This window comes from Dehalobacter sp. 12DCB1 (assembly GCF_004343605.1).
Taxonomy (GTDB): Bacteria; Bacillota; Desulfitobacteriia; order Desulfitobacteriales; family Syntrophobotulaceae; genus Dehalobacter.
This window is the reverse complement of sequence record NZ_POSF01000014.1, coordinates 210,381-236,515: the sequence shown is the minus strand read 5'-3', so window position 1 is coordinate 236,515 and position 26,135 is coordinate 210,381. Positions and strand designations below refer to the sequence as shown.

General features: G+C 47.8%; 37 protein-coding genes. 31 read left to right on the top strand and 6 right to left on the bottom strand.

What is annotated here, in order from left to right; all coding sequences use genetic code 11:
• The first annotated feature begins 7 nt into the window (after positions 1 to 7).
• The 24 genes from C1I38_RS07970 to C1I38_RS07855 all read left to right on the top strand — a co-directional run bounded on the left by C1I38_RS07970 (position 8) and on the right by C1I38_RS07855 (position 17,987).
• Entirely contained in the window at positions 8 to 406 is a 399-nt protein-coding gene (locus C1I38_RS07970) for a DUF3199 family protein (protein WP_131929899.1), read from the top strand.
• A 9-nt stretch (positions 407 to 415) separates the two neighbouring features.
• A complete protein-coding gene (locus C1I38_RS07965; protein ID WP_131929896.1) occupies positions 416 to 778 on the top strand; it encodes a DUF3599 family protein in 363 nt (120 codons plus the stop codon).
• Positions 778 to 1,311, top strand: coding sequence for an HK97 gp10 family phage protein (locus tag C1I38_RS07960; RefSeq protein WP_165904925.1), 534 nt, complete (start codon positions 778 to 780; stop codon positions 1,309 to 1,311). Before C1I38_RS07965 ends, C1I38_RS07960 begins: the two co-directional genes overlap by 1 nt.
• A 1-nt stretch (position 1,312) precedes the next feature.
• On the top strand, positions 1,313 to 1,765 hold the full coding sequence (locus C1I38_RS07955; RefSeq protein ID WP_131929894.1) for a hypothetical protein: 453 nt from the start codon (positions 1,313 to 1,315) through the stop codon (positions 1,763 to 1,765).
• Between the two features lie 10 nt (positions 1,766 to 1,775).
• Positions 1,776 to 1,973, top strand: a complete 198-nt coding sequence (locus C1I38_RS07950) for a hypothetical protein (protein WP_131929892.1) — start codon at positions 1,776 to 1,778, stop codon at positions 1,971 to 1,973.
• Positions 1,974 to 1,976: 3 nt separating this feature from the next.
• Positions 1,977 to 3,332: a phage tail sheath subtilisin-like domain-containing protein gene (locus C1I38_RS07945; protein WP_131929890.1), complete on the top strand. Its 1,356-nt coding sequence runs from the start codon at positions 1,977 to 1,979 to the stop codon at positions 3,330 to 3,332.
• A 17-nt stretch (positions 3,333 to 3,349) separates the two neighbouring features.
• Positions 3,350 to 3,778, top strand: a complete 429-nt coding sequence (locus C1I38_RS07940; RefSeq protein ID WP_131929888.1) for a phage tail tube protein — start codon at positions 3,350 to 3,352, stop codon at positions 3,776 to 3,778.
• An 18-nt stretch (positions 3,779 to 3,796) separates the two neighbouring features.
• Entirely contained in the window at positions 3,797 to 4,270 is a 474-nt protein-coding gene (locus C1I38_RS07935) for a hypothetical protein (RefSeq protein WP_131929886.1), read from the top strand.
• Between the two features lie 14 nt (positions 4,271 to 4,284).
• Positions 4,285 to 4,476, top strand: a complete 192-nt coding sequence (locus tag C1I38_RS07930) for a hypothetical protein (RefSeq protein WP_131929884.1) — start codon at positions 4,285 to 4,287, stop codon at positions 4,474 to 4,476.
• A gap of 130 nt (positions 4,477 to 4,606) precedes the next feature.
• Positions 4,607 to 6,799: a phage tail tape measure protein gene (locus tag C1I38_RS07925; protein ID WP_132102114.1), complete on the top strand. Its 2,193-nt coding sequence runs from the start codon at positions 4,607 to 4,609 to the stop codon at positions 6,797 to 6,799.
• On the top strand, positions 6,789 to 7,409 hold the full coding sequence (locus C1I38_RS07920) for a LysM peptidoglycan-binding domain-containing protein (RefSeq protein ID WP_131929880.1): 621 nt from the start codon (positions 6,789 to 6,791) through the stop codon (positions 7,407 to 7,409). Before C1I38_RS07925 ends, C1I38_RS07920 begins: the two co-directional genes overlap by 11 nt.
• Before the next feature lie 4 nt (positions 7,410 to 7,413).
• Entirely contained in the window at positions 7,414 to 8,376 is a 963-nt protein-coding gene (locus tag C1I38_RS07915) for a hypothetical protein (protein ID WP_131929878.1), read from the top strand.
• An 11-nt stretch (positions 8,377 to 8,387) separates the two neighbouring features.
• Positions 8,388 to 8,708, top strand: a complete 321-nt coding sequence (locus C1I38_RS07910; RefSeq protein WP_131929876.1) for a DUF2577 family protein — start codon at positions 8,388 to 8,390, stop codon at positions 8,706 to 8,708.
• The gene (locus tag C1I38_RS07905) at positions 8,708 to 9,112 is read left to right on the top strand and encodes a DUF2634 domain-containing protein (RefSeq protein WP_131929874.1); all 405 of its coding nucleotides are present in this window, start codon (positions 8,708 to 8,710) and stop codon (positions 9,110 to 9,112) included. The genes C1I38_RS07910 and C1I38_RS07905 overlap by 1 nt, the downstream gene beginning before the upstream one ends.
• Positions 9,112 to 10,173, top strand: coding sequence for a baseplate J/gp47 family protein (locus tag C1I38_RS07900; RefSeq protein WP_131929872.1), 1,062 nt, complete (start codon positions 9,112 to 9,114; stop codon positions 10,171 to 10,173). The genes C1I38_RS07905 and C1I38_RS07900 overlap by 1 nt, the downstream gene beginning before the upstream one ends.
• On the top strand, positions 10,163 to 10,693 hold the full coding sequence (locus C1I38_RS07895) for a DUF2313 domain-containing protein (RefSeq protein WP_131929870.1): 531 nt from the start codon (positions 10,163 to 10,165) through the stop codon (positions 10,691 to 10,693). The genes C1I38_RS07900 and C1I38_RS07895 overlap by 11 nt, the downstream gene beginning before the upstream one ends.
• Entirely contained in the window at positions 10,690 to 13,086 is a 2,397-nt protein-coding gene (locus tag C1I38_RS14125) for a hypothetical protein (RefSeq protein ID WP_207668618.1), read from the top strand. Before C1I38_RS07895 ends, C1I38_RS14125 begins: the two co-directional genes overlap by 4 nt.
• A gap of 6 nt (positions 13,087 to 13,092) precedes the next feature.
• Complete coding sequence (locus C1I38_RS14120) at positions 13,093 to 13,737, top strand: hypothetical protein (protein ID WP_207668617.1); 645 nt, start codon at positions 13,093 to 13,095, stop codon at positions 13,735 to 13,737.
• On the top strand, positions 13,713 to 14,153 hold the full coding sequence (locus C1I38_RS07880; protein ID WP_131929868.1) for a hypothetical protein: 441 nt from the start codon (positions 13,713 to 13,715) through the stop codon (positions 14,151 to 14,153). Before C1I38_RS14120 ends, C1I38_RS07880 begins: the two co-directional genes overlap by 25 nt.
• A gap of 312 nt (positions 14,154 to 14,465) precedes the next feature.
• On the top strand, positions 14,466 to 14,771 hold the full coding sequence (locus C1I38_RS07875; RefSeq protein ID WP_131929866.1) for a hypothetical protein: 306 nt from the start codon (positions 14,466 to 14,468) through the stop codon (positions 14,769 to 14,771).
• Positions 14,772 to 14,829: 58 nt separating this feature from the next.
• Positions 14,830 to 16,701 (top strand): hypothetical protein, encoded by a 1,872-nt coding sequence (locus C1I38_RS07870; RefSeq protein ID WP_131929864.1) that lies wholly within the window; start codon positions 14,830 to 14,832, stop codon positions 16,699 to 16,701.
• Position 16,702: 1 nt separating this feature from the next.
• On the top strand, positions 16,703 to 17,065 hold the full coding sequence (locus tag C1I38_RS07865; RefSeq protein ID WP_131930005.1) for a DUF6527 family protein: 363 nt from the start codon (positions 16,703 to 16,705) through the stop codon (positions 17,063 to 17,065).
• Positions 17,066 to 17,105: 40 nt separating this feature from the next.
• A complete protein-coding gene (locus C1I38_RS07860; protein WP_131929862.1) occupies positions 17,106 to 17,567 on the top strand; it encodes a hypothetical protein in 462 nt (153 codons plus the stop codon).
• Positions 17,568 to 17,726: 159 nt separating this feature from the next.
• Positions 17,727 to 17,987: a helix-turn-helix transcriptional regulator gene (locus C1I38_RS07855; protein WP_131929860.1), complete on the top strand. Its 261-nt coding sequence runs from the start codon at positions 17,727 to 17,729 to the stop codon at positions 17,985 to 17,987.
• Here C1I38_RS07855 and C1I38_RS07850 read toward each other — a convergent pair.
• The 5 genes from C1I38_RS07850 to C1I38_RS07830 form a co-directional block, all read right to left on the bottom strand.
• Complete coding sequence (locus C1I38_RS07850; RefSeq protein WP_131929858.1) at positions 17,984 to 18,223, bottom strand: hypothetical protein; 240 nt, start codon at positions 18,221 to 18,223, stop codon at positions 17,984 to 17,986. The two genes, C1I38_RS07855 and C1I38_RS07850, sit on opposite strands and share 4 nt — an antisense overlap.
• A 177-nt stretch (positions 18,224 to 18,400) precedes the next feature.
• On the bottom strand, positions 18,401 to 18,652 hold the full coding sequence (locus tag C1I38_RS07845) for a hypothetical protein (protein ID WP_131929856.1): 252 nt from the start codon (positions 18,650 to 18,652) through the stop codon (positions 18,401 to 18,403).
• Positions 18,649 to 18,867: a DUF3873 family protein gene (locus tag C1I38_RS07840; RefSeq protein ID WP_207668616.1), complete on the bottom strand. Its 219-nt coding sequence runs from the start codon at positions 18,865 to 18,867 to the stop codon at positions 18,649 to 18,651. Before C1I38_RS07840 ends, C1I38_RS07845 begins: the two co-directional genes overlap by 4 nt.
• A 53-nt stretch (positions 18,868 to 18,920) precedes the next feature.
• Positions 18,921 to 19,205: a hypothetical protein gene (locus C1I38_RS07835; protein WP_131929854.1), complete on the bottom strand. Its 285-nt coding sequence runs from the start codon at positions 19,203 to 19,205 to the stop codon at positions 18,921 to 18,923.
• A gap of 13 nt (positions 19,206 to 19,218) precedes the next feature.
• Positions 19,219 to 19,587: a hypothetical protein gene (locus tag C1I38_RS07830; RefSeq protein WP_131929852.1), complete on the bottom strand. Its 369-nt coding sequence runs from the start codon at positions 19,585 to 19,587 to the stop codon at positions 19,219 to 19,221.
• Positions 19,588 to 19,751: 164 nt separating this feature from the next.
• Between C1I38_RS07830 and C1I38_RS07825 the strand changes: the two genes are divergently transcribed.
• From C1I38_RS07825 to C1I38_RS07815, 3 genes are read left to right on the top strand one after another with little or no spacing between them, the layout of a single operon-like run.
• A complete protein-coding gene (locus C1I38_RS07825; RefSeq protein WP_131929850.1) occupies positions 19,752 to 19,964 on the top strand; it encodes a helix-turn-helix domain-containing protein in 213 nt (70 codons plus the stop codon).
• Positions 19,965 to 19,981: 17 nt separating this feature from the next.
• Positions 19,982 to 20,242, top strand: a complete 261-nt coding sequence (locus tag C1I38_RS07820; RefSeq protein WP_131929848.1) for a type II toxin-antitoxin system RelE/ParE family toxin — start codon at positions 19,982 to 19,984, stop codon at positions 20,240 to 20,242.
• Between the two features lie 13 nt (positions 20,243 to 20,255).
• Positions 20,256 to 20,468 carry a hypothetical protein gene (locus tag C1I38_RS07815; RefSeq protein ID WP_131929846.1) on the top strand — a complete coding sequence of 71 codons (213 nt, stop codon included), beginning with the start codon at positions 20,256 to 20,258 and terminating at the stop codon, positions 20,466 to 20,468.
• A gap of 622 nt (positions 20,469 to 21,090) precedes the next feature.
• On the opposite strand, the gene C1I38_RS07810 is transcribed toward C1I38_RS07815, so the two are convergent.
• Positions 21,091 to 22,542, bottom strand: coding sequence for a PucR family transcriptional regulator (locus C1I38_RS07810; RefSeq protein WP_020491826.1), 1,452 nt, complete (start codon positions 22,540 to 22,542; stop codon positions 21,091 to 21,093).
• Positions 22,543 to 22,805: 263 nt separating this feature from the next.
• On the opposite strand from C1I38_RS07810, the gene C1I38_RS07805 reads away from it, so the two are divergent.
• The 4 genes from C1I38_RS07805 to C1I38_RS07790 all read left to right on the top strand — a co-directional run bounded on the left by C1I38_RS07805 (position 22,806) and on the right by C1I38_RS07790 (position 26,101).
• Positions 22,806 to 23,132, top strand: coding sequence for a GTP-binding protein (locus C1I38_RS07805; protein WP_083916768.1), 327 nt, complete (start codon positions 22,806 to 22,808; stop codon positions 23,130 to 23,132).
• Positions 23,133 to 23,375: 243 nt separating this feature from the next.
• Positions 23,376 to 24,353 (top strand): uroporphyrinogen decarboxylase family protein, encoded by a 978-nt coding sequence (locus C1I38_RS07800; RefSeq protein WP_020491828.1) that lies wholly within the window; start codon positions 23,376 to 23,378, stop codon positions 24,351 to 24,353.
• Between the two features lie 64 nt (positions 24,354 to 24,417).
• The gene (locus C1I38_RS07795; RefSeq protein WP_020491829.1) at positions 24,418 to 25,608 is read left to right on the top strand and encodes an MFS transporter; all 1,191 of its coding nucleotides are present in this window, start codon (positions 24,418 to 24,420) and stop codon (positions 25,606 to 25,608) included.
• A 103-nt stretch (positions 25,609 to 25,711) separates the two neighbouring features.
• Positions 25,712 to 26,101 (top strand): hypothetical protein, encoded by a 390-nt coding sequence (locus C1I38_RS07790; RefSeq protein WP_020491830.1) that lies wholly within the window; start codon positions 25,712 to 25,714, stop codon positions 26,099 to 26,101.
• The last annotated feature ends 34 nt before the right edge of the window (positions 26,102 to 26,135 follow it).

Genomic DNA, 26,135 nt, shown 5'->3' with positions numbered 1-26,135 from the left:
CATTGCTATGGCAACAAGACCTTGGGTAACGCCGGCGGAGGTCAAGGATTATACCGAGTTTGAAACCGTACAGAATCGGCCGGACGCTAAGCTTCTGGTCGATATTGCGCGCGCAGAGAACTATATCATCCACCGCACCAATAATGATTTCACGGATGTGGAGAAGTACCAGACCATCCCCGAAGACATTAAAATCGCGACGAAGCTTGTTGCTGAGTTCTACGCCACTACCGCCCCTCAGGATCCGCAGAAGAAATACCAGAGTGAGACCTTCAAGGATTATAGTTACACGATAACCAGCGGGTCGGACAAGAGTGCGGACGATCTTGATATTTCGGCCCTGATCGCGGCTTATGTCAAGCCGGCATCGACCGGGACGCTGAATATGAAGATGAGAAAGCTGTAGGTGAGCGCTATGATTGAAAACTTTTTCCGTCATCGCTGTGACATCTACCATGTGACCGCTACGACAAAAACGGCCGGCTATGGTCTACCGAACAGTGAAAAGACCTTGACAAAACCCGCTCTGCCGAGCCTTGCGAATGTTAAGTGCTTCTTTGCCTATCCCGACACTGACGGGATTATGGAAAAGGAGCCGGCAACGGTATTCACGGGAGCGAACGAGATTTCGCTCCCAGCCGGTACCGTCATTAACTATGGCGATGTAATTATCGACAAACGCTTTAATGTTGACTACACAGCAGGCTTTCCCGAAGATGTGCGGGGCAAATATATTGCTGTGCCGCTCACCCGCAGAACCGTTCAGGAGGCTCTCTGATGGCAAAGAGTATGTTTGAGTTTGACGTCAGCGAGATCCAGCTGTACCTGAAGCTGATCAACAAGGCTGCCGAGGGCGAATTCAAGAAGCAGATTGCCCTTTGGTTCGAGGCCTGCGGGTTTGAATTCCTGCGGATCGTGCAGGATGAAATCATCAGCCGGAAAGTGGTGGATACCCGCCTGCTCTTAAACAGCTTTGAGAAAGGCAATCAAAACAACGTCTGGGAAGTATCGGATGGTGGTCTTACCCTGGAAGTCGGTACAAATGTGGAGTACGCGGCTTATGCCAATGACGGCCACTGGACCAATACGAAGGGGAAGACCTCACGCTTTGTGCCAGGCGTCTGGCGGGGTGACACCTTCCAATATGTTCGGGGAGCTAAAACGGGCATGGTCTTGAGGCAGAGATGGGTCGAGGGCTCGCATTACTGGGAAGCGGCTATCAGGATATTTGAGCGCATCTTCCAGAAGTCCGTGGAAAAAAAGATGGAAGAATGGCGCGACACCTTTTTCAGAAAAAAAGGCGGTGGTTAAGTTGCTGGCAGACGAATTGGCAAGCATCGCAAAAAAAATGTATGACATCACGAGCATTCAGGATATCTATTTTGACGAAGTAACAGAGGACTTTAAAGTCCCGTCCCTTTATTTCCCCCCGGTGGAGCAGGAGCCTTTGGGCGACACCCTAAGCACATTCGCCTATGACAATGCCGTGTATATCAAAGTATACGGTGCCACTACCAAGGCCGCCATGGCGATTGCCGAACAGATAATACATGTCATCAGCTGCGGCCGGAACCTGATTCCGGTAGTCGATGAGGAAGGAGACCCGACGGGCCAGAAATTCCGGCTGCGGGGTATTTCTTATAAGGCTATTGAGGTCGGTGCAGCCCAGCTTTATGTGCGATGGGAAAGCGTCTGGTCTTACACGCCGGGTGAGGAACATACCAGAGCGGCCAGGATGGTCTTTAACATTCTGACCAAGAGTTAGGAGGTTCAACATGCCAAAAAAAGAGGAATCCGCTGCTGAGGCTATCAGGGTTTTCCCTCTTGCGGCTCTCAGGAAAGAATGCCGCAGGCTGTACGACATCAGCGCATCAACCTTCGACGGGGCGACCGCCGGGCTAAGACCGGATAAGGAATATACCGTCGAGGAAGTAAAAAACGCCATTGAAAAATGGCAAGGAAGGAAGGTGTAACCCATGGCAGGAGGAAAATTCAACCGGCAGACCGGCAAGGTTCGGCCGGGTACCTATGTCAACTTTGAGGCCCTGGTGGCTGCCGGGCTAGGCGTGCCCGTGCGTGGTATTGTGATCATGCCGCTGCCACTTAACTGGGGACCGAAGCAGACCTTTGTGACTATCGAAGCCGTCGCACCCGATGCCCAGTTCAACAAACTCGGCTACGCAGTCAAGGACAACGACACGGCCGGCAATATGCTGTATATTCGGGAGGCGCTTAAGAAAGCGCAGACGGTTATCGTCTATCGCTTGGCCGGCGGGGTCAAGGCCGCCGTTACTGCCGGTGCTCTGACAGCTACCGCCAAATACGAGGGCACCCGGGGCAACAACCTCAAAGTGGTCATCGTGGCAAATGCGGTGTCCGGCTATGACGTGATGGTATACCTGGACACAACTGTTGTCTTTGAGCAGGCCGGTGCCGAGATCGTCGGCGATATGGAGGCCAATGATTGGGTCGATTGGAGCGGGACAGCAGCTTCGGCGCTGACCACGACCGCTGGATCGTCACTGACCGGCGGCAGCGATACCGCACCGGTCAACAGCGACATCACCAAGTTTTTGGATGACAGCGAGGTTGTGTCGTTCAACAGCATGTGCTTCCCATATACCGACGGCACCCTGCAAACGGCGCTCAAAACCAAAATCGCCTATTTCCGGGATGACGCCGGGAAGAAAGTCACAGCCGCCGTTCCGTCCTTCACCGGGGCGGACTATGAAGGTATTATCTCCGTTATTAATGGTGTGATCCTGGCCGACGGCACCACGCTTTCGGCCTCCCAGGCGTGCGCGTGGGTGGCTGCCGCCGACGCCGCAGCGACAAACATCATGTCCAATACCTACCTGGCTTATGACGGCGCGGTGGATGTCAACGGCAAAAAGACCAATGAGCAGTCGATTGCGGCAATCAATGCCGGCTCGTTCTGCTTCTCACTGGTCAACGGCCAGGCAGTGGTCGAATACGACATCAACAGTCTGACCACTTTCACCGCTCCGAAGTCGAAAGACTACCGCAAAAACCGGGTGCGTCGGGTGCTGGATACCTTTGAGGAAAGCCTGCAGCTCAACTTCCCGCCCAACAAGTTCGACAACGCCGAAGAGGCGGAGGGATCTGTCAGACCGGGCTGGAACTGCATGGAAAGCCTCGGCCAGCAAATACTTACCGCTTTCCGGGACGCCGGCGCCATCAAGAACGTGGACCTGGAAAACGACTTTGTCGTGGACCGGACGGCCTCGATCGATGACGAGACCTTCTTCAACGTGGGTCTTGAACCGGTGGACAGCGCCGAGAAATTGTACTTTACTGTCGTAACACGATAAGGACGGAGGTGTGATTGATGGACAGAAACAGAATGAGCCTCCGTGAAGGGCGCGTGTTCCTTGACGGAGAGCAGATTATGGACCTGGTATCGTGCGAAGTTATCTTTACCCCGGAAGTTTCCGAGAGCCGGACTATCGGACAAAAAGGAAAGTCCCGCCGCTGGATTGGTTATGACGTCACCGGCACGATCAACGAATACCGGTCCACGCCCTGGCTGAAAAATGCTATCAAACAGTATGTCAGCACGGGCAAGACGCCCAAGTTCACTATCGTCGGTATGCAGGACGACCCGAACTCCGACTACGGCGCCGCTTACGGCAAAGATGTCGTAACGGTCGAGGGTGTGGTCCTGACTGGCGATATCCCGCTCTTGCAACTCGACAGCGAAGGGGAGCACGTCCAGAGCGAGCTTGAATTCGGTGCCGCGAACGTCATCTCCAAATAAACATAGGAGGACTGCTCTATGGATATGAAATACTTCATGCGCGCGGAATTGAAACAGGATGAGATCGTGGAGATTCCCGGCATTGAAATCTTCAAGGACGAGAAGGGAAAGCTAATTCCCTTTAAAGTCAAGGTGCTGGGCACCGAAGAGGTCAACGATATCCGCAAGGCCTTTTCCAAGAAACGCATCGTGATGGATGAAAAAGGGAAGAGGCTCTTCGACAAACTCGGCCGGCCGGTGCTTTCGGATGAAACCGACACGGAAGCGGCGACCAGGAGGCTGGTTGTTGAGGCGCTGATATACCCGGACCTCAAAGACCCCGAGCTGATGAAGTTCTACGAGGCCAAGGACGTGATGGAGATGCCGTTTAAGCTCTTCAAGAATCCGAAGCACTGGGCTTATGTCAGTAACGCCGTGGCGGAAGTCCTCGGTATCAACAGCGACGAAGCCGTCAGCGATGACGAGCTGATCAACGAAGCAAAAAACTCATAAAGAGCGGTGATTCAGTGGCGGGTTGGGCCCATGCGTTATGGCAGCGCAAAGGGCTTGACCCGTTTATTTTTGCCGCTCTGGACAGACGAAAGCAGGCGTTTCTTATCGCCTCCGAGCTGATCGAGGATAAGAAGCCGCAGAACGCTGCCAATCTGATTTTCAAAGCCATTAAAGCCTATATGAGCAGACGGAAGAAGAGGGGGTGAGACTTTGGCAGTTGATTTTTCCGCAATTTTCAAAGCGCAGGATAAGGTAAGCGCCACGCTTAGCAATATCAACAAAAACGGCAATGTGCTTGAAAGCACCTTCAAGAAGCTGGCCGCCGCTGCGGCTGGCGTGTTCGCACTGGACAAAATTAAGGATTTCGGCGTGGACAGTCTGAAAGCCTTTGCCAGCTTCGAACAGGGCATGAACGAAGTTTTTACCTTGCTTCCGAACGCTTCAGACGCGGCTTTGGGAGAAATGACGAACCAGGTCAAGGCCTTCTCCAAAGAGATGGGGATCCTGCCGGAGCAGACTGTTCCGGCGTTGTATCAGGCTCTGTCTGCCGGAATACCCAAAGACAACGTATTTGAGTTCCTGGGTACCGCGCAAAAGGCTGCCGTCGGCGGTGTGACCAGTCTGGAAACGGCCGTTAAGGGCTTGACCTCTGTGGTCAATTCCTACGGAGCCGATGTTGTGCCCGTGCAAAAGGCCTCCGACCTCATGTTCCTGGCTGCTGGCCTCGGCGCTACGACGTTTGACGAGCTAAGCAATTCTTTATATGATGTGTTGCCGTCAGCGGCTTCCAGTGGGGTAGCGTTTGAAGATGTCACTGCATCCTTGGTTGTTTTAACTAATATGGGCGTTCCGACTTCGGTTGCGACCACACGGGTCCGCGCTGCAATTGATGAACTATCGAAGAGCGGGACAAAAACGGATAAGATTTTCCGGCAGATCGCGGGCAAAAGCTTTAAGCAGTTTATCGCCGGGGGCGGAAATCTCCAGCAGGCCCTGCAGATGCTGGAAAACGAGGCCAAGAAAAATAATCTCGGTATCAGTGACCTTTTTAGCAGCATCGAAGCTGGCGGAGCTGCCATCTCCCTAACCGGAAAAGGTACAGAATCTTTTAAGAATGCCCTGGAAGCAATGGCGGGAGCATCCGGAGCTACTGAAGCGGCCTATGAAAAACTGGATAACGGTATTGGCCGTACCTTCCAGAAGCTCAAATCCAAGTTTGAGTGGCTGAAAGTAGAGGTCGGACAGAGGATAGGGAATGCTATGTCAGCCTGGTTCGAGAAGAATCGGGGAACAATCGACAAGATTGAATCGGCCATCGGCACGCTGTTCAGTCAGCTTGACAAGGGCGTGCCCTTCGCTGAAGCATTTAAAACATCATTCAAGGACCTTATTCCGGCCGGCACGCTGAATATGATAGGAGACGTCTGGAATGCTCTCGAATATATCTTCACCAAAATCAAGGAAATTGCCGGCTATATAACCACCAACTGGTCATCGGTCAAGCCTGTGGTTATCGGCATCGGCATAGCGTTTGCCACATGGAAGATTGGTTCGGTCATTTATGACACCGTGACGCTGGGCAAGGCTATGTTTGAACTGGGTGGGGCGATCGGTGCAACATCTGTAAAGATATGGGGCAATGTGGCCGCTAAGGCCGCTGATAAGGCAGAAACAGCAGTGTTGATGGCGATGTACGCCGGCGATTTCGTGCGCTCCTTATGGACCAGTGTCACGGCTATCGGGGCACAAACGACAGCATTTATTGTTAACAAAGCCCAGATGGGCGCCCAGGTTGCCGGCATGTTGGCCTTAAAAGGTGTGCAACTGATATCCACGGGAGCGACAGTGGCCATGACCGCCGCGCAGTGGGCGTTGAATGCCGCTTTTATCGCCTCGCCTATCGGCTGGATCGTGTTAGGCATCGCCGCCCTGATCGCCGCCGGAGTGCTCTTGTACAAAAATTGGGACGTAATCAAGGCAAAGGCCGCTGACCTCTGGGCCGGGATTCAGGCCGGGTTTAAAACCTTTATCAACTTCATCATCAGCGGACTGAACTTCATGATCAATGGGATCAACAGCCTCGGTGTAGATATCCCGGATTGGGTGCCGCTGGTCGGCGGGAAACGGCTCGGGTTCTCAATCCCGGAAATTCCCATGCTAGCCTCCGGCAGCACGAACGCCCCGGAAACATTCATCGCCGGGGAGCGCGGTCCGGAACTGATTACCGGCGCTGCGGGATCCAGGGTCTTCCCGTCAGATGATACGGAGCGGATCATCAGCGCGCTGGAAAGCAATAACCGGCCGATATCGGTCTCTGCCTCTCCGTTTGCCTCAGATGATGAGCAGGGCGGTGAAACAGCGGCCGAAAAGACCATCAATATCAACCTAAACGGGAACGGGACTATCAAAGGCAGCGGGCTGTCTAAGGAAGAGATTTTGGATGCCCTGATCGTCTATATCAAGCCAGTTCTTTTGAGCATTATCGAGACGGAAATCTTCGAGGAGGGGGATCTGGCGTATGAGTTCTGATTATAAAATGTACCTGACATTCGACAACGAGTCTGAAAAGCTGTCCATTGTCGATCTCCCGCCAAAGATCGACGTTTCGTCCGGAACAAAAAACGAAAGTATCGACATTGCCGGACTGGGGGAAATAACAATCTTCCAGGCCCGGCCTGCTTTACAGTTCTCGTTCGAATCGTACTTCTCGCCCGAGAACACAACGCCCCAGCAGAATAAAGACACCCTACTCCGGTGGAAAGAAGCGGGAAAGCCGGTACATCTGATTGTCACCGGTGCCAATGTCAATATCTTCGTCTCCATCGAGAATATGACCTATTACGAGCAGGGCGGCGACGTCGGGACGATTTACTATACCCTCTTCCTGAAGGAATACCGGGAGCCGACCGTCCGGGCAATCTCCGTCAAAGGGATCATGGGCATCATGAGCGCCAGCACGCAGCGCGTGGACAACAGGATGCAGGCCAAGACATACCTGGCCAAGAGCGGAGACTGTCTTTATAACATTGCCAAGGGCCAGCTGGGAAGCGCCGAGAGGTGGACGGATATCGCCTCCTTAAACGGAATCAAGGCTCCGTATACCATCTATCCCAATCAAAGTTTGAAACTTCCGGGGTGATGAAATGATAGGATGTACGCTTATTCAAGCCGGAAAGACCATGGATATCTCGGAGCTGGTGTCGGATATGACCTGGTCAGGACGCAAGGGCGCCGCCGGCAGGTCAGTCTCCATGACGCTCCTGGACGCTCCGGAATATACCCGGTCTGGTATCGATATTGAGAAAGGCTGTCAGTGCATTGCCACATGGAAGGGCGCGGAGCTGCTGCGCGGATTGGTGGTCAGCCAGGGCCGGGGGAAATCCAAGAAGCTGTCGATAGCTTCCCGGGATAATCTCATTTACATGGCCAACAATGATGACACCTTCAGCTACAAGAACCGGACAGCCAGCCAAATCTTTGTGGATGTCTGTACCAGGTTTCAAATCAGCTATGACGTCGTGGCCGATACGAAGTATGTTATCCCTTCCGTTTCCCTGGAAAGCGGTAAGCTGTGGGATGTTATCTTGGAGGCGATGAGCCTTACCTACAAGGCTACCGGGCAGAGATATTACGTTGTCAGTTTTAAGGGCAAGGTAAGCTTGCTACTGCGCAAAGAAGCGGTTCAGCAATGGGTGATCGAGGACGGTCAGAACCTTATCGACTATGACTTTAACAAGAGCATTGAAAGCCTTGTGACCCGGGTGAAAATGGTCGGCGATCAGGGGACGCTCGTGGCCAGCGCGGTGAATGCGGAGCTGGAAAAGAAGTTTGGGATCTTCCAAAAGATTATCCAGAAGGATAATGATCTGAACGCCGGGCAGCTGCAGGAGGTCACCAACAGCACACTTAAGCTTGAAGGACTGGCCCAGGAAAGCTTGTCGGTCACAGGCCTGGGGATTGAAACAGCTATCTCGGGCACCGCAATTTATCTCATTATCCCGGACTTGGATATCCGGCGTAGCTACTATATCGACGAGGATAGCCACACGTTCCGAGGCAATTACCACGAAATGAAACTGACGCTAAACAAGACCAACGAATTTTAGGGGGTGGTGTCATGAGCGATAAGCCAACGAGCCTGAAACAGGCTTTTCAGCAGATGATCCCGGAGGGCTCCGGCCTGATCAGGGGAATTGTAACGAATGCATCCCCTCTTTCCATCCAGATTATCAATAATCCAAAAATGGTGGTCTCCGGCGCCAACCTGGTTGTTCCGCGCCATCTGACCGACTACGAAACGACTTGCACGATTGCCGCGGCGGATCTGCACAATGCAGCCGTAACGATTCACAACGCCCTGACAGTGGGCGAGAAAGTGACCATGCTCCGGTTCAGCGGGGGCAAAATTTATTATGTATTGGATAGGGTGGTGGGATAATGGGCCTGGATATACCGATCAACCTTGATTTAATCGATTCGTCGGCGGAGGCCATCCCGACCAAGACGCCATATATCGACTGGGCCGCCGGCCGGATATACGGATATGTTGACAGCCTCAACGCCATGAAACAGCATGTGAAAAAGACGCTCCTCACCGAGCGTTTTAAATTTTTGATCTATGACAATCAGTACGGAGCCGAAATCGAACACCTGATAATGGACAACATCGACATGGAAGTCCTACAGCTGGAAGCGGTCAGGGTGGTAAAGGACGCTCTGCTTTGCGATAAACGCATAATCGATGTTTACGACTTTGATTTCAGCGACCTGCAGGACGAAAGGGTTATTCGGTTCTCTGTAGATACGATTTACGGGCCGATACAGGGGGAGGTGCCGCTTTAATGTTTGAGGACAGAACCTATGAAAATATCCTAAATGAAATGCTTGACTTGGCCCCGGCTAGCGTGGACACCAGACAAGGGAGCGTGTTCTATGACATGATGGCTCCGGCCGCTCTCATGCTTGCCCGCTATTATACCGAGCTGAACACCACGATTGAGCTGGTATTCCTGGATACGGCCGCGGGGGCTTATCTTGAAGAGAAATGCCGGGAACATGCCGTGTACCGTCTGCCGGCGACGCCCAATGTGCGCAGCGTAACCTTTACTGGGGCAAGCGTCGCGGCCAATCAGCGGTTTTTTGCCGAGGGGCAGTATTTCGTCACCAAATATGACGAGGACGCCATCCTGGTGGTCGAAGCGGAAACGCCCGGTGTAGCGGCCAACGTTATATCGGCTGGGACGGCTCTAGTGCCGGTAAATACCATACCAGGGCTCACGGCCGCTACGCTCGGGGCTACCATAACGCCCGGTAGCGAAGCCGAAAGCGACGACAACCTGCGCCGACGTCTGCGCGAGAAAATAGCCGGGCCCGCAGCCAACGGAAATAAGCAGCATTATAAGACCTGGTGCGAGGAAATCTCCGGTGTAGGGTTGGCCAGGATTGACCCTCTATGGAACGGAAACAACACGGTAAAGGGGATCCTGATCGATACGGAAGGCCTTCCGGTCAGCTCAAGCATCGTCGATGAAGTGCAGGATTACATCGACCCGGGCGGCACCGGAATGGGTGAAGGCGTGGCCAATATCGGATGCCATTTCACGGCGGTGGCGGCGAGCGCATATACCATCAACATTGCATTTGACGCTCAGCTGGCGCCTGGGACAACGGCAGAAGATATCGAGGTGAGCGCTGCGGCGGCTATCGCAGCCTACTTTAAGGAAGTGTCCCTGGCGAGTACGGATAATTCGGCTATGATTATCCGGACCGCGGCCATCGCCAATGCCATCTATGACCTGGCAGGCTTGGTGGACTACGCGAACCTAACAATTAACGGTGGCACGGCCAATATTTCCGTACCGTATACCGACGTGCCAGTAGTGGGGGTGGTGAATGTTGGCTAAATTTGATGAGCTAAAGACCTATCTCCCGGAGTTTTATCAACAACTGCAGGAGGCTGCGGCTTATCTGGCCGCTCTGGGCGTGCAGATGGACGGAGTACACGAGGACACGATGCAGGCCAGGGATAATAACTTCGTTTTTCTGGCCGGCGCTGATGCCGTCACTAGGCTGGAAAAGTTCATGCAAATCCCCTTTGACCCGGCGCGGACATTGGAGGACCGAAAGAGGCTTATAGCCTCCTTTTTTGTGGGTAACAACCGGATCGGTGCCACAGAAATCAAGGAGCTGATCAAGGTCTTCACACCGTCTCCCACAGATGTGACTTTCGCGGCCAGCACCATCAATGTCCGTGTGACAAGGGATATCGAGGATACCTTTATTCTTGGTGATTTCTATTTCATTTTGCTTAAAAAAATCCCGGCACACCTGGATCTGGTCATTACCGTGTTAAGCACGTTTGAGACCAGCTTTTATGTAGGAGGCGCAATGACACAATACAAAGAGGAGGTAATAGACGCATGAGTTCGAGATGGACGACGGTTGTAACGACTGCCGGCGCGGCTCTGCTGGCCGGTATATCAGGGCATATTTTCAACTTCACGAAAGCCCAGTGCGGATCCGGAACAGTAGCTGTAGAAGCCCTGGCGTCTCAGGTTGCGGTAACAGGTATGGTGAAGAATCTGTCGATCACTGCGGTCAGTCATACTGACAATATCGCGAAATTAAGGCTGCAGCTCACCAACGCTTCCGTAGAAACGGGCTTCGACTTGCATCAAATCGGGATATTCGCCAAGCTGGACACTGATCCGACCGATGTGTTATTCATGATTATCCAGGCGGACACACCGGACTATATTCCAGCGGCCGCGGAAAGTCCCAATTTTGTCAATGATTATGTTGTCAACGTATTTGTAGGCAACGAGGCTACGATCGAAGGCAATATCGACCTGGCTGCCTATGTGACGATCGGTATGCTGACGGACACTGAAACGGTCGCCGGGGCCCAGGCCAAAGCTAATGCAGCTCAAGCCGCAGCACAGACCCATGCTGACCAGGCGGACGCCGCCCACGTCGCAGCAGCTGATCCGCATTCGCAATATGCATTGGATAGTGACCTTAGTAATTTAGCTGGGGCAGGGCGAACGAACGAGACGGTTAAGGGCAATGCTGACGCTCTTACGAACCATTTGCTAGACAATGCGCTGCATGTACCTCATCTTGGTATAACTACGAATAACGGAAATATTTACAGCTTAACAAGCACAAAAGTGATAGGTGATGGTGCGAAGTTCAGCGTTAAATTTAATGCCGCCGCTACAGGTACAGCGACCCTTAATATTTCATCCGATGGTACAGCGCGGACGCTGAAAAAGCCAGACGGTAACGATTTCAAACCAAAGGCTGGAATATACTCCTTTATCCGGGATGGCGTAAATTTTCAGTTATTGGGTGAAGGGGGGGAATATGGAACAGCCGGAGCTGCCCAAACTCTAACTGGATACAGTGTGGGTACAGAGAACGGATTGATTGATGGAATGATGCCAAATAGGGCTGGAGAGACTGCGGCTCTATCTAGCGAGGTTTCGGGCACGACGCTGAAACTTCTCGCTTCTGATGGATACCGGGATGGCGTGGATGATAAGGTTACCATTACTGATGCTGATTTTGTGGCAGGGAATATCAAGTCTGGTGTGAATATATTTGGTGTTGATGGAACGCTTCCGGAACCATTGAATTCAATAGTTGCTAGTTACACAATATCAGCAGGTGAGACAATATCAGCAGGTGGACTTGTTGAATTCATCAATGGGCAAGTAAGAAATCCAAAGTGCTATCCAACTGTACTAGATGAAAATGTATTTGGTACAGGTACTGTATCTAATGTAACTGCTACTAAATTAGATGATACACATATACTCGTTGTATATTGCTTGAATTATATTTATGCAAAGGTTATTACAATAAATACTGATAAAACTTTCTCATATGGGACAGCATTGACAATTGAAACAACCTCATCCGATGGTATGGCTATAACCGCTTTGAGTAGTAGTAAAGCATTTCTTGCCTATAATACAAATGCTTTATTCGGGGTAGTTTTATCAGTGTCAGGGACAACGGTGACCAAAGGTACTATAACCAGTATTGGGAGTAGCAATAGTTTCGATTGTATGATGGTTGACGATACCCATGTATTGGTTACTTACAGAAACACTTCAAACTCCTATTACGGGACAGCTGTAGTTGCCACAATTTCTGGAACTACATTTACATTGGGTACACCATTGGTATACGAGACCCTACAATGCCAATATAATTCACTCGCAAAATTAAGTAGTACAAAATTCTTGGTAATGTATAGGGAAGCCGGTTCAACTTATTATTCAATGTGTCGTGTATTGACTATTTCAGGGACTACAATTACGGCAGGTTCACAGTACACGATAAATAATACAAACTGTACCTATATCACAGGTGTTGCCTTAGATAGTAGCAGGGTTTTGGTTACATTTAGTTCAACAATTAATGGCACCTGTGCCGTAGTATTAACAGTATCTGGAACAACTGTCGTTGTTGGAACTGCGGTGCAAATATATTATAATTCGACATCTCATGTAATAGTCATGGCTGGTGGTTCTGACAATGCAGTTATTGTTTTTTATTACGGAATAATCGCCTTAAAAATCTCGGGAACGACAGTTACCGTTGAAGGTAAGAATATAACAACAACAGCAATCTATAACTCATCCGATTTGGTGGCGATGAGCGAGAGGGATTTTATTGCGACATATATAAGCTCTACTCAATCAAGTTATGGGTGTACAAAGCATATTTTACTTGATAATAGAACCCAGGGTATGGCAAAAACAGGTGGCACAGCTGGGCAATCAATTCAATGTTATGATTGGAGGTAATTTAATATGATTCTAGTGGAAAATGAAGTAGTTCTCGCGGTCATGGACACCTACGAACAAAAAGAAAACGGCAAACTCATCAATGGATGCATCTTCCCGATGGGCAGCGTGATTAACGTGATAACCCCTGCGGATGTAGTTCCCCAGAAGTATTGTTATGATTCAACTAATGGATTCTATCTAAATCCTAATTATGTTGAGTATATCTCACCTGAACAAGAACTAATAAAAATAAAGAAAAAACTTGGTGAGATTCCCCCAATCACTTCCCCTTCAACCTTACTGGATTACCAAACCAACAAAATATTTGAACTTTCAAAAGCCTGTGAAGAAGAAATTCTTACAGGCTTTTATTCTACTGCCAGGGGAACAAGTGAGTGGTACACCAACAGCAGGGATGACCAATCAAACATTATTGCACAGGCAACATTGGCAACCTTGAACCCTGCAATCATTCCGCAGTGGAAATCAGCAAATGAAAGCATCTGCACTGATTTCACTTTGGCACAGATGACCCAATTGGCAACGGATGGGGCGATTTTCAAAACGGAAAGGATTAAAACATTTGAAACATTGAAGGTTGCTGTTTTGGCTTGTACTACTATTGAAGAAGTGGAAGCGATATCATGGTCAAAAAAAGTTTGGTCTTAGGTTTCCTCATGGGCATGGTATACCTCACGATGGAAGGTTTCGCACGAGGCTGGACAAATATCTCCATGCTCTTTGTAGGCGGCACTGCTGCGGTGCTGGTTGGGCTATTAAACCAATACCCGAGGTATTACCGCCTTAAGATTTGGCAGCAGTGCGTCATTGGTACGCTCATCGTGCTGGCGATCGAGCTAGGATCTGGCCTGATTCTCAACGTATGGCTTGGCCTCGGAATTTGGGATTATTCAGCTAAACCTGGAAACATTTACGGCCAGATATGCCCGCAATTCGCAGCACTTTGGTTCTTCTTAATGCCTTTTAACATTTGGCTGGATGATTGGTTGAGATTTCGACTCTACCAGGAAGGAGATCCGTACAGGCTCAAGGAGATATATTTGGAACTGATTACAGGTAAATAGATTCAAAGAGCGACAGAACACCGTAAGGTGTATTTTTTTATATTTATATAAAGAAGGTATGATAATGGGCTGGACAATTGCGGGTATTTGGATCTTTCTAGTTTTGCTTTATTGGGCCTTTATTTATGGAGCCACAAAAAATGATCCCGATGATTAACGCCTCTTTAGGCGTTTTTCTCATAGCCAAATAACCGACCGTGAAAGGAGGCAGACAAAAAAAATTCAGAAAGGAGCGATTCAACTTAACACACACTTTTTTAGAAAAAAATCAACAGAGGATACTTTTATTTGTTTGGATAGGAGGATGATGATTTGGAAAGCACAACACCTGCGGTTTCAAAAGATGCTTGCAATGAGCGTCATAAAGCCCTTGAAAATTATCTTAGTAATGATAAGACTGCTATCGCAAGGCACGATGGGGACATAAAAGATGTCCAAGAGGCCATTGTCAGGCTGACTACGCTTATGGAAAAATACGGCGAAAAAAGCGGTGACCACGAAGATAGGATCCGGACGATTGAATCCAAACCAGCTAAACGATGGGAAAGCGTTGTCGGTCAAATAATACAGCTACTTGTTGCTGCTGGGATCGGTGGAGTTATTGGAAAATTGGTTTAGGGGAAGGCGTTGATCCTGAGCATCTGATTCTCTATAAAATATAAAAGGAGATGTTACTTTGAAATTTGGAAAAAAACCGTATGCTTCAAAAGAAAAAGATTTTAGGTTCAAGACGTATTTGACGGGGGAATTGCCTCCGCTTCCTGCCTCTTTTGGGCCCAAAGCGCAGATAGCAGACTGGGGAATGCTCGGTAATGATCAATACGGAAATTGCGTTTTCGCCGGTGCCGCACACGCCGTCATGCTATGGACTGCTGAAGGAGGACATCCGGTTCTGTTTACGGTGCAGGATGTTCTCAGCGATTACGCCGCCGTAACCGGGTTTGACCCCAACGATCCAAGCACGGACAATGGAGCATATCTCCGTGATGCTCTTGACTACGGGAGAAAAACAGGATTTATAGATGCCAGCGGACAGAGGCATAAAATCAAAGCATTTTTGTTGCTTGACATTTTGGATTTTAACGAAATCCTTATGGCGACATACCTGTTCTCGGACACTAAACTTGGTATTCTCCTCACGCAAACAGCCATGGATCAGTTTTACGCCGGGCAGCCCTGGACGATAACTGAAAACGACAGTCGGGTGATAGGTGGCCATGACGTTGAATTTATCTCTTTTGATGGCCAATGGATAAACGTCGTAACATGGGGGAAAGAACAAAAAATGTCTATAGACTGGTTTAAGGCTTATTGTGACGAAGCCTGGGCGCAGTTGTCAGAGGAATTTCTTGTCAACGGGAAATCTCCCGATGGTTTTGATATGACCCAACTCCAAGCGGATCTGTCTGCGCTGACCCCAAAGCCACATAATTTTACGATCGATATTACTCCCGGTAAGGCAACCGCCCAAATTGGTCAAAACGTTACAATCCAAGTAGCCACCAAGGATAACGGTATTCCCGTTCCCGATCAAAAAATAACGGTTGATTACGGCGGAATATCTCGCTATTCCGATTCAGCGGTTACTGACAATAACGGCATTGCTACCTTCAACCTTTCTTGTAACAAAGAAGGTGAAGAAAGCGGCCTGTTCAGATGGGTAGACCCTGCTGGTGTATCGCATTATGGGACATCGTTTATTACTTTTTCAAATAATGTTTTTTCCTCGGCTCTATCCTCTCAGGACTTTATTAAACGAGCAATAAGCGTAGCCCAAAATTATAAGACAGTTTACATGTGGGGGACATTCGGGGCGCCCGTTACCGCAGCGCTGATCAACGCCAAGGCCGCACAATATCCTGATCATTATACGGATACCAAGGTCGCTTACATGAAATCCCTGATCGGTAAAGGATACTTCGGTTTTGATTGCGCCGGATTGATAAAAGGTATCTTGTGGGGATGGTCCGGGGACGCGTCCAAAGATAATGGCGGGGCAATCTACAATTCCAACGGCGTTCAGGACATTGACGCTGATACCATGATCAACAAATGCTCAGAGGTAAGTACGGACTTCTCCAAAATTGTACCCGGGGAGGCGGTATGGTTACCCGGGCATATCGGAGTTTATATCGGCGCCGGTAAGGTTGTCGAATGTACTCCCGAATGGGAAAACGGGGTACAGATCACCGCTTGCCGAAACATCGGCGCTATTCCTGGCCTTGATGGCCGGGTGTGGGCGAAACACGGCAAGCTCCCATATATTAATTATTCAATAGAGGAGGCTTTTAAATTGGAACATGCTGTAATGTATTTCAAGACGGATGATTTTTCGAGTGCTTTAATGGTTTCAAATAGGCTCGGTAGATGTGCGATGTTCTGCCGAAACGGTGATAATGCCAATACTCACAAGGACGCCATGGCCGCAAAACACCTTGTAGTAATCGGCGGGTCAGAAGTGACTAATCATCCAAATGTAACAAATTGCTGTGGATCAGGCGCTCCTGAGACAGCAATCCTGGCTGCCCAATACGCCAAAACATTGTAAGATGAAAGCAGCATTAAGAAGAAGAACCGAGGGCGACCGGGAGATACCGGTCGTCTATATTTGGTGTCCGGGATGTGAGGAATATCATGCCATGCCAACAGAAGGGCCTCATAAATGGGACTTTAACGGAGAACAGGAAAAGCCAACGCTGCGCCCTTCAATACTGGTAAGAAGCGGGCATTATATCCCAGAGCATAAAGGAGATTGCTGGTGCACATACAGCGAACGGAATCAAGGAGAACCGGCGCCGTTCAAATGTACTGTCTGTCATTCATTCGTAACAGATGGGAAAATACAATTTCTGTCTGATTCAACCCATAAACTATCCGGGCAAACAGTAGATTTACCGGAAATAGATTTATAGAATAACTGCGCTACAGCGGCTTATTTAAGGAGGATTCTATATGTTTACCATCGACATTGTATTGGTGAAAATCGCTCTGTCCTTAGTGCTTTTGATCTGTGCCAATATTTTACTTGGCAGCATGAACGCAATTTTGGCAAGGCAATTCGATAAGACTAAATTTGTCAACGGTCTCTTAAAAGGATTGGTCGTTGCTCTCGCCATTCTCTTGGTTTATGTTGCCGGCCTTTTGGTGCCCAACATTGTCATTATGCAGATAGACGGACAAGACGTCACACTCGTAATGGCTCTCAGTATGCTCCTGGTAGCATCCTTATTATTCTACGGAAAAGAGAATATAGGCAAAATAGCTTCATTTATCAATGCTAAATTTGGAGATAATACAAGTAAAACAGTTAATAATTATATTGAAAACAAGGAGAACGGATCAATAAACGAAACGTTCACGGCGATCCGCGCCAGTGATAGATCAAGTGGCGATGAGCCGCCCAGTACAATATAATTTTTCAGAAGAAAATGCCCCCTCCGGAGGATTAAACCCTTCCGAGAGGGGGCATTTTTTTTATTTCCCTGCTCCAGATAACGTATATGGTGATAATCTAACGAATTACAGTTTTATTTAACGCATGATGTTAGAATATCCCCGAAGGAGCAGAGGCGCATGGCTGTTAGAATTTTACTATCCACGAAGCTTGGCGAGCTTCGCTGGACGCAGGCCGACCTCGCACGCAAGACGGGAATACGCCCAACCACAATAAATGAGATGTATCACGAAATCAGTGATCGTGTAAGCCTTGAACACCTTGACCTCATATGTGAGGCCTTAGATTGTGAACTATCAGATATCTTGGTGCGTATCCCCAATGAAGTTCCGAAGTTACAGAACCGCTCGCGTGCCGGTGAAATCGAGAAGGATGATTAAGGTGTTACAGCACCTTCATCTGTAACGGGCACCCTCTCAGGGGTGCCTTTCCCCTGCCATAAAAAAGTACCTTCTTTGTCTTGGACTGCGAACATGAACTCCGGATGAGCCTTCGTTAATAGTATCGCTGCTGAAATCAAACTGGGACTCTCGTAACTTTTGGAAACCTGATGCCATTTTCCTTCCAGGCCAGCTGTGACCAGGAAGAATTCTTGTAGCTCTGACAGTAATATCACCTCCTCTCAAAGGAGGCATTTTTTATGACAATGTTTATGATAACAAGGTTTTCAAAGAACGTATATGGTAAAGGGGCACCATCTTATCCCCTCTGGTGACGGGTATCCCGCGACCTCCCCGGAGCGGATCCGGATCATTGGTTTCGGCTGCTCCCCAGGCAGCCATCATCAGGCGGGTTAGATGAACTTTGCGAATTTGACAACTGTGCCTTTTTGAGTTTCTTTATCTTCGTGACTATTGTTATGCCAACCCGAAAATGTCCATTTATCAAACCCTTTATCCTTAGCAATCTGCGTCAATTTATCGGATGGCAGATGTCGAAGTGTAGTGCCTAATACGTCCGGCACTAAGTCGCTTTCGTGGTAGTCGATCCCTTCCTCAAGAAGCAGGGTGTGTTCTTCATATCGTTCCATCTTCAGAGATTTCATTTTTGTACCTCCTTCGCTTTTGACCATGCGTCCCTTGCTGCCCTGCAGGCTTCCAGTGTCGGCTTTACGCAGGAAAACAACTCGCCGTCGAGGTCGCGGTAATCGTAGCTGAAATAGGTTTTGGTCTTTCCACCGATCTTCCGGATGAACTTCTCGTATTGCTCCTGACCTGGGGTCTTGGTAGTGGTTACTCCATTTACCGTCATGTTCGTCATAGTAATCATCCATCCTTTCCGCCGGGTTTGGCCGCCCGGCTCGGCTAACCCTTTTATCTGAGAGCGTGAACCGCTCCGATGAGCCCCAGTTTATATGGTTCTACATCGCGGTTAAAATCTTCTTCCGTATAAGGCTTTGGCCCAACATAGAAGTGGGCTGCTATGATTTTGTCATTCTTATCCCGTTCATCGCGGTAGTAGAGAACATGATCGGAGCCGGTCTTTTCCAGGACCTCTTGGGCTGCTCCCCGATATTCATTGCGGAGATTAACGACTTCAGCCGGTGTAAGTTCCATCTGCTTTGCGCCTCCCCAGAAAATGCATGGGATTCTTTCCATTTTCATCTCTCCTTTAAGCTATTTTCTTAATGTGTACGACCGTAAACACTTCCGCTTGCGACTGTGTAATGCAAACACTTTCTTTGTCCGGGTTGATTTCGATTTCCAATGCTTTCAAAACCTGTGCTTTCCAAGTTTCGCGTTTTCCTGCTTGCTTGGCTTTATGAGCTTCCCATTGGGCGAGACCTTTTTTACCTTCCTCATAGCACTCTCGGCAGTTCATGCAATCCGACAATATCCAGGCGTTTAGAGCGATGTGGTTCAGCCGGATGGTGATTGCTTCTACCAGATATGAGCTGCCGTTTCCGGTACCGTTGTCTACAAACTCTCCTTTCGAGATTACCTGCAGGGCAAACTTGTTTCCCTCGAACTTGACTGTCATTTTTATTTCCTCCTTTATATATATAAAATAATATTTGCGTATGTAAATAATATACTGCACATACGAATAATTGTCAACCATATTTGCAAAAATATATTTGAGTTGATAAAAATATATTTACAAATGCAAATATATTTGATATTGTGTAAATGGGAGGGAATATTATGGCTATAAAGTATTTTAAACTTTTGGATATGCTACAGAGAAAGGGCTTGTCTAAGGGTGATTTTGCAAAGATAACTGGGTTTTCCAGTGCCACCATAGCAAAGCTTTCGACGCACAAACCGGTTAATATGGAGATTATTGATCGGGTATGCCACGAGATGGAATGCCAGCCAGGGGATATATTGGAATATGTACCAGATAACGATCAATAGATAGGCGGTGGTTGGGTGTGGAAATCAAATATACGAAGACAGCTGTCAAGGTGATCAATTCACTCGACAAAGCTATGAAGTTAAAAATAAAAAACGGTATAGAAGGGTTAACTGAAGCTCCACCTAAGGGTGACATTAAACAGCTTCAAGGCTATGATCCTTCGTTATACCGTTTACGGATAGGTAAATATCGTATATTATATGAGTATACTATTATTGATAATAAGCAAGCTCTCATAATTAAGGATATAGGTTCTCGCGGTGATATTTATAAATAAGGGAGATGATACCATGTCACCAGTAACAAAGCAGATTGTAGATATGATTGATATGCTACCTGAGAATGAACAGCAGCTGGCATTTGAATTCATTAAAAGAATGGTTCTGGCTTGGGACAGTGATTTTACAAAAATGACACCGTTTGAAAGGGACCGGCTGCTCAAAGCTGATAAAGAAGTTATGGCCGGTGAAGTTGTAGACCACACTGAAATAGATTGGAATTAAAAGCAAAGTACCGTCGGCATTGGCGGTACTTTTTGTGGCTCTATTTTGGCTCTAATATTTTAGCGAAATAGAAATAATATATAGAATATAGAGATGTTTCAGGGACGAAAAAGACTAAAAACCATTAGAAACTATAAAGAAACATCCTTCTATTATTGAGTGGGAATAATGGCACGAATTCTAGGAAGCCTTGAGAATACTGATTATTTTAAAGGGCGGAATCAGTGTTGTTGATGCTGATTTGATATTAACTTCATAACCACCTACAAATTACAGAAGGATAAAACGTCCTCTGGAAACGACAAGTTTCCAGAGGACGTTTTTATGTTTTTCTCCAATTTTTCTTGGGCTGGAATTTGCAGCAATCATCAGCGGTGTCAGGCCAGTTGAGTTTCTACTCGGCATATTCTTCTTCGGTGATTTTGCCGTCTGACAATTCCTGTTTTCGGAGATTCCATCACAATTGTGTTTAATAGGCAAATAAGCGAGGACGGTCACTCTGACTGTCCTCGCTTTGCAAAAGTCAGAAGATTACAGATGCAACGCAACGAAGAAACCTTCCCAGTTGCGAACACGAGATTGCGGGCCTGTGCGCAGTCTCCGACCGTAGCAAAATCATCCGTTAGCATCCAAGCAAGCGAAAGGAGAACAGAATATACTCCCGTTCCTCTGGGTCATCCAAATTAAAACGGTACAATTCATTGATTTTTTCAAGGCGGTATACAGCAGTGTTGCGGTGGATAAATAGCTGCTGAGCCGTCAATAAATAACTGCGCTCAGACTGGAGGTAGTTGCGCAGCGTCAGGCTATACGACGTCCCAGATTGGTCGTCGTAATCCTTTAGGTACCGGACCCCAGGATGGACGCAATGGCGGCAGAAATCCCTGTCCGATTCGAAAACGAGCACATCGATCGCGCAGTCGCGAAAGTGTGTCAAGCTTTTGTTTTGTTCAAATCCTCGTTTTACCGCGATTGACGCCTGCCTGTGGTAAATCGCCACCTCTCCAAGGTTGACAAATTGGGCGCTCACACCTACAAATAACGGGATCTCACCCGGAATTGTCGATAACAGCTGGTGCTCTGCAAATGCTTCCGCCTGATGACAGAAAACGAGCTGTTCCTGAAAAATAAGACCGATCGCCTTTTTAAAGCACTCGCTCAGGCCACTGAGATACGTCATAAGGCTGCCGTTCGTTGGTGCTCCATTTATTTTGCAAACGGTCACCTGATAAGAGACATCCTCATCCCAATCCATCAGTGCAATGAGCTTTTTTTGGTTGTGTTCCGCCAGGCTCCCTGAGGACAAGGCTTCGAATACGATCGACTGTGCGAAATTAATGAAAGTGTTGCCAGTCGTGTTCTGGGCGATCGAGGCAAGCGCAGCTTCGATCGTTTTGGCTAGGCATAGCTCACGCGGCGTGATCGGGTGATTCATGCATAACACGCATTGCCCAATCAGGTTGTTGTCTTTATCGCAGTAGCTGACCATGATTCCGTAGGAGTAAGGCGCAGCCACGGGTTCCTCATATACGAGTCGATTATGCCGAACGGGAATCAACTTTATAGAATTGCTGGAATTCATCAAGTGTATGGATTTTAGGGAGGACTTGTTCAATTGGATATACTCGTCCCAAAACTGGTTGATTTCACCGGGTTTATAGTTTTTGGAATATGCAATGAGATTCAGCTTCAGGTCTACAATTAAGATAGGGCCAATCAGGTTGTTGCAGGCGTCCACTATGCGCTGCTCGGGATGCTCCAACTGCGCGCTCTCAAAAACCATACTTTCCCAATTGTTATAAAACTCAAAGCAATCGATGATCCTGCTAGATATCTCGTCCATATCCAAGGACCGTAAACTGATGACGTCGTTGCCATGTGTCAGCAGAACTTCTTCGGACGTATTCCCGCTCAAAAAATCCTTTGCCCTGCCGATATAGATATGCCGACGGCCCTTCGGGGCAAAACTGGACAAAAACTGCATTCCCTCGATTTCATCAGCGCCGCTAGTCACGGTCAGAATGGGGTCATATTCCTTCAGCCATTGTGCGAGCATCCAAATATTCAGTTTCATACAGCCTCCCGATATTCACTGTACGCGCGATACAGTTTCTTAAATGAAAGACCCCTCAACAATTGTCGTTTCGATATATAGCATATAAGCTGACACCGGGTTATTATTAAATTATATTAAATATCCGCATTTTTCACAAGTTGGCTGAGGTTGACCGGATATAAAGTAAAGGACATTTTTTCGGGCTGTGTCTGTTGTTCATTGGCAAATGATCATTTCGGGGATTCGGGAAATACAAAATGAACTTGATCCTAGAATGACTCATCATTGAAACAACTGGTGTCGCTTTTCCGAGCAATGTCTCGGAGGCCCTATCTACACATCTTAGAGCTAATGCTCAGATTACTGTAATCATTGATGCAGGCCGCTGGCAGCGGCTGCGCATTTCATTGGAGAATCTGATTATTGGTCAGCTGAGCGGCGCACATACAGTGCTTATAAACAAAACGGATCTTGTGAGTCCGGAAGAAGCGGAAGCGGTGGAGAAAGACGCGCGTGAAATCAACGGAAATGCGATTTATTATCACGTAAGCGGTATAGAGGAAATTGGTGCTAATATTTTACAGGCAATGCTGGATGGCGAATCATAACGTCATGCAGCAAACATATTAGACTTGCAGGTGAAGAATTGCCTGAAAAATCAAAGGAGGAATGACATATTTCGGAAATCAGCGATATCGCTCTAGCCGTCGAATTTGGGAAACAGAGAATTGTCGACGCCGTTAACCCACTCACTGTCTCCGTTAACGCTTCATCTATTATCCGTGTGATTTAGACGAAAAGGTACTCGAAACTCTGATCGACAATGAAATTAATATGACGGAGGAAAAATTATGATGACCCCAAAACAGAATGCGCTGGAATCTATCTACGGCGGAAAGCCGGAATATGTGCCGCTTTCTCACGAAGATGTTCAATTAGCCGGCATGGCCTCTCTTGATCAGGAAGCGCCGTTAATGAGAAATGGTACTGATATTTTTGGCGTTCCTTGGGTAACAACAAAGGAAGGCAGTATACCAAAGCCAGGATTTATGTTGTTTGATGATGTTACAGAATGGGAAAAACACGTAAAAATCCCCGATGTCGCCTCTATGGACTTTAAGGCTATGGCTGAGGCAGAAAAAAATAGGAGGCCGCCGAGTGACGGGGAAGAGAGACTCGTTGAAATTATGGATGGCTTAGGACCATTTCAACGGCTGGTGTCTTTTATGACCTTTGAAGAAGCACTTTGCGCTCTTGTGATGGAACCGCAGGCGTGCATGGACTTTTTTGAAGCCGTTACCGAATATAAGATCGCCTATATTAACAAATTAATCGATTTTTATAACCCGGATATTTATTGTCTTGGAGATGACAATGCTACAGCGCGCGGATTGTTCATGTCCCCGGAGACATTTAGAAAGCTTATAAAACCTTATTGGGCAAGAATGGCGGAGGCTGTGACGAAGCGAGGCGTGCTTTTCAATATTCATGACTGCGGGAAATGCGAAGAGATTATTCCGGATATGGTCGAAATAGGTGTGAGAGTCTGGCAGTCTGCGCAGCCAATGAATGATCTGGCCGGGATTCTTGATAAGTACCGGGGACAGATCGCAGTTGAAGGCGGTTGGGATTCGTCGGGACCCCCGTCCTATATTGGCGCGGACGAAGAGATGATCCGCGCTGAGGTTAGGCGTTGCTTGACTGAGTACAAAAAACCAGGATTTTTCTTATGGCCTTCAATTATTAACGAACGCGGCAACAGCGTCTTCGTTGGGGATGATCGATTGGGCGCACTGAGGGATGAGTGGCTTAAATACCGTATGTTCTAAAGATTGCTGACAGCTAGCAAGAATTATATTGAAATATATGTAACAATAAAATGGAGGGAAAATTATGCTATCAGAAAAAGAAAAGAAAAGTCCGTTTATCGTCGCATTTGCAATTATGTCGGTATATGTCATCACCATGTCGGCCGGTAACGTTTCGGCAGCATTGGCCAGTATCTCGGCGGCGTTTCCCAACGTGCCCATGTCGACAATAGCCTTAATATCAACGTTGCCATCTTTGCTGATGATTCCGGCATCATTGATCGCTGGTGCGTTGGCAGGGAATAAAGTTAAATACAAAACTATAATAATCATTGGTATGTTATTTTATCTTGTAGGCGGTCTTGCACCTGTATCTGCAAATAGTATGACCGTCATTCTGATCGAAAGAGCTATATTCGGTATAGGCTTCGGCTTCATTACACCTATGGGCAATGCGCTTGTTCTCAGTGTCTACGAGGGTAACAAAAGAGCAACCATGTTGGGAATCGGATCAATGGTCATGAATTTGGGAGCAATCGTCATGCAGTTTGCGGGCGGCGCACTGGCTGAAATCGGCTGGCAATACAGTTTCTATTCACACGCGTTGGGTATTGTTTCTTTGATCCTTGTTCTGATCTTCCTGACAGAACCGCCCAAGGTTGGACAGCCTGCGGGAGCAGAGAAACCAAAGGTCAGAATTCGCGGAGGCGTTTTGCTGACAGCATTATTACTTGGCATCTATATCATTTTAATATTCCCGTCCGCCATCCTCATGTCCGGATTTCTGCAAAAGAATAATTTAGGTGGTCCTGCTGTTGCCGGTATGGTGCTGTCGGTATTCACCCTGGGCGGTATGGGTGGCGGCTTTGTTTATGGTCCTTTGTTCAAAGCCATTAAGAAATATGTCGTGGCGTTAGGCTTGCTGCTCGGTGCGGTTGGTTATGCGCTGGTCATCTATTCCGGAAATATCGTTCTCGTTGCGATAGGCATGGCTATAGCCGGCGCTTCATTCTCTATCGTATTGCCGGCCTGTTATATGATCGCCGGCATGATTGCCAGTCCCCAGGAAGTCGCGCTCAGCACATCTGTCTTGTTGGCTGCCGTCAATATCTTTGCTTTCTTTTCAGGTTACTTTATCTCTTTTGTCGGTGCTGTTACCGGAGATATGCTTGCGATGCCGATGGTATGGTGCATGATCGGACTTGCAGTAGCGAGTATTGTATTTATCTTTGTCAATCCTTTGCCGAAACCGAAGCATGCGACAGTAAACGAATAGTTACTGACTAAAACGCGGAAACAACCTTCATAGATTTGCCAGAGGTATGCCATGCCCCTGGCAAATCTGAAGCAACAGAATTGGTAAGAAAGAAGGTTTTGTTATGATTTATTTTTCAGAAAAGTATGTCGAAATATATTGGGATGAAGTTAATCGTGCTGTTGTAGTAATATTTAAGGGTTATATGAGCAGCGAGCAGCTCAGGGAAGCATTCGAAAAAACCATAGAATGTGGCTTAAAGTACCAAGCAAAAAAATGTTTAACAGATAACAGAAATTTTACAACAATAAGACCAGACGACCAAAAATGGCTGGAAGAAGTTTACATCCCCAAAGCAGCCAGAGCCGGGTTTACTAAGATAGCACAAATTTTACCTCAAAATATTATACAGAAGCAAGTTTTAAACAAATTGGGAACATATACTAAGTCTTTAATCGATTTTCATTACTGTGAAAGCTTTGAGGAAGCTGCTGCTTGGCTAAAAAAGCAGTAATAATGGTGATCATAGAACCGGCATGAGGGTTCTA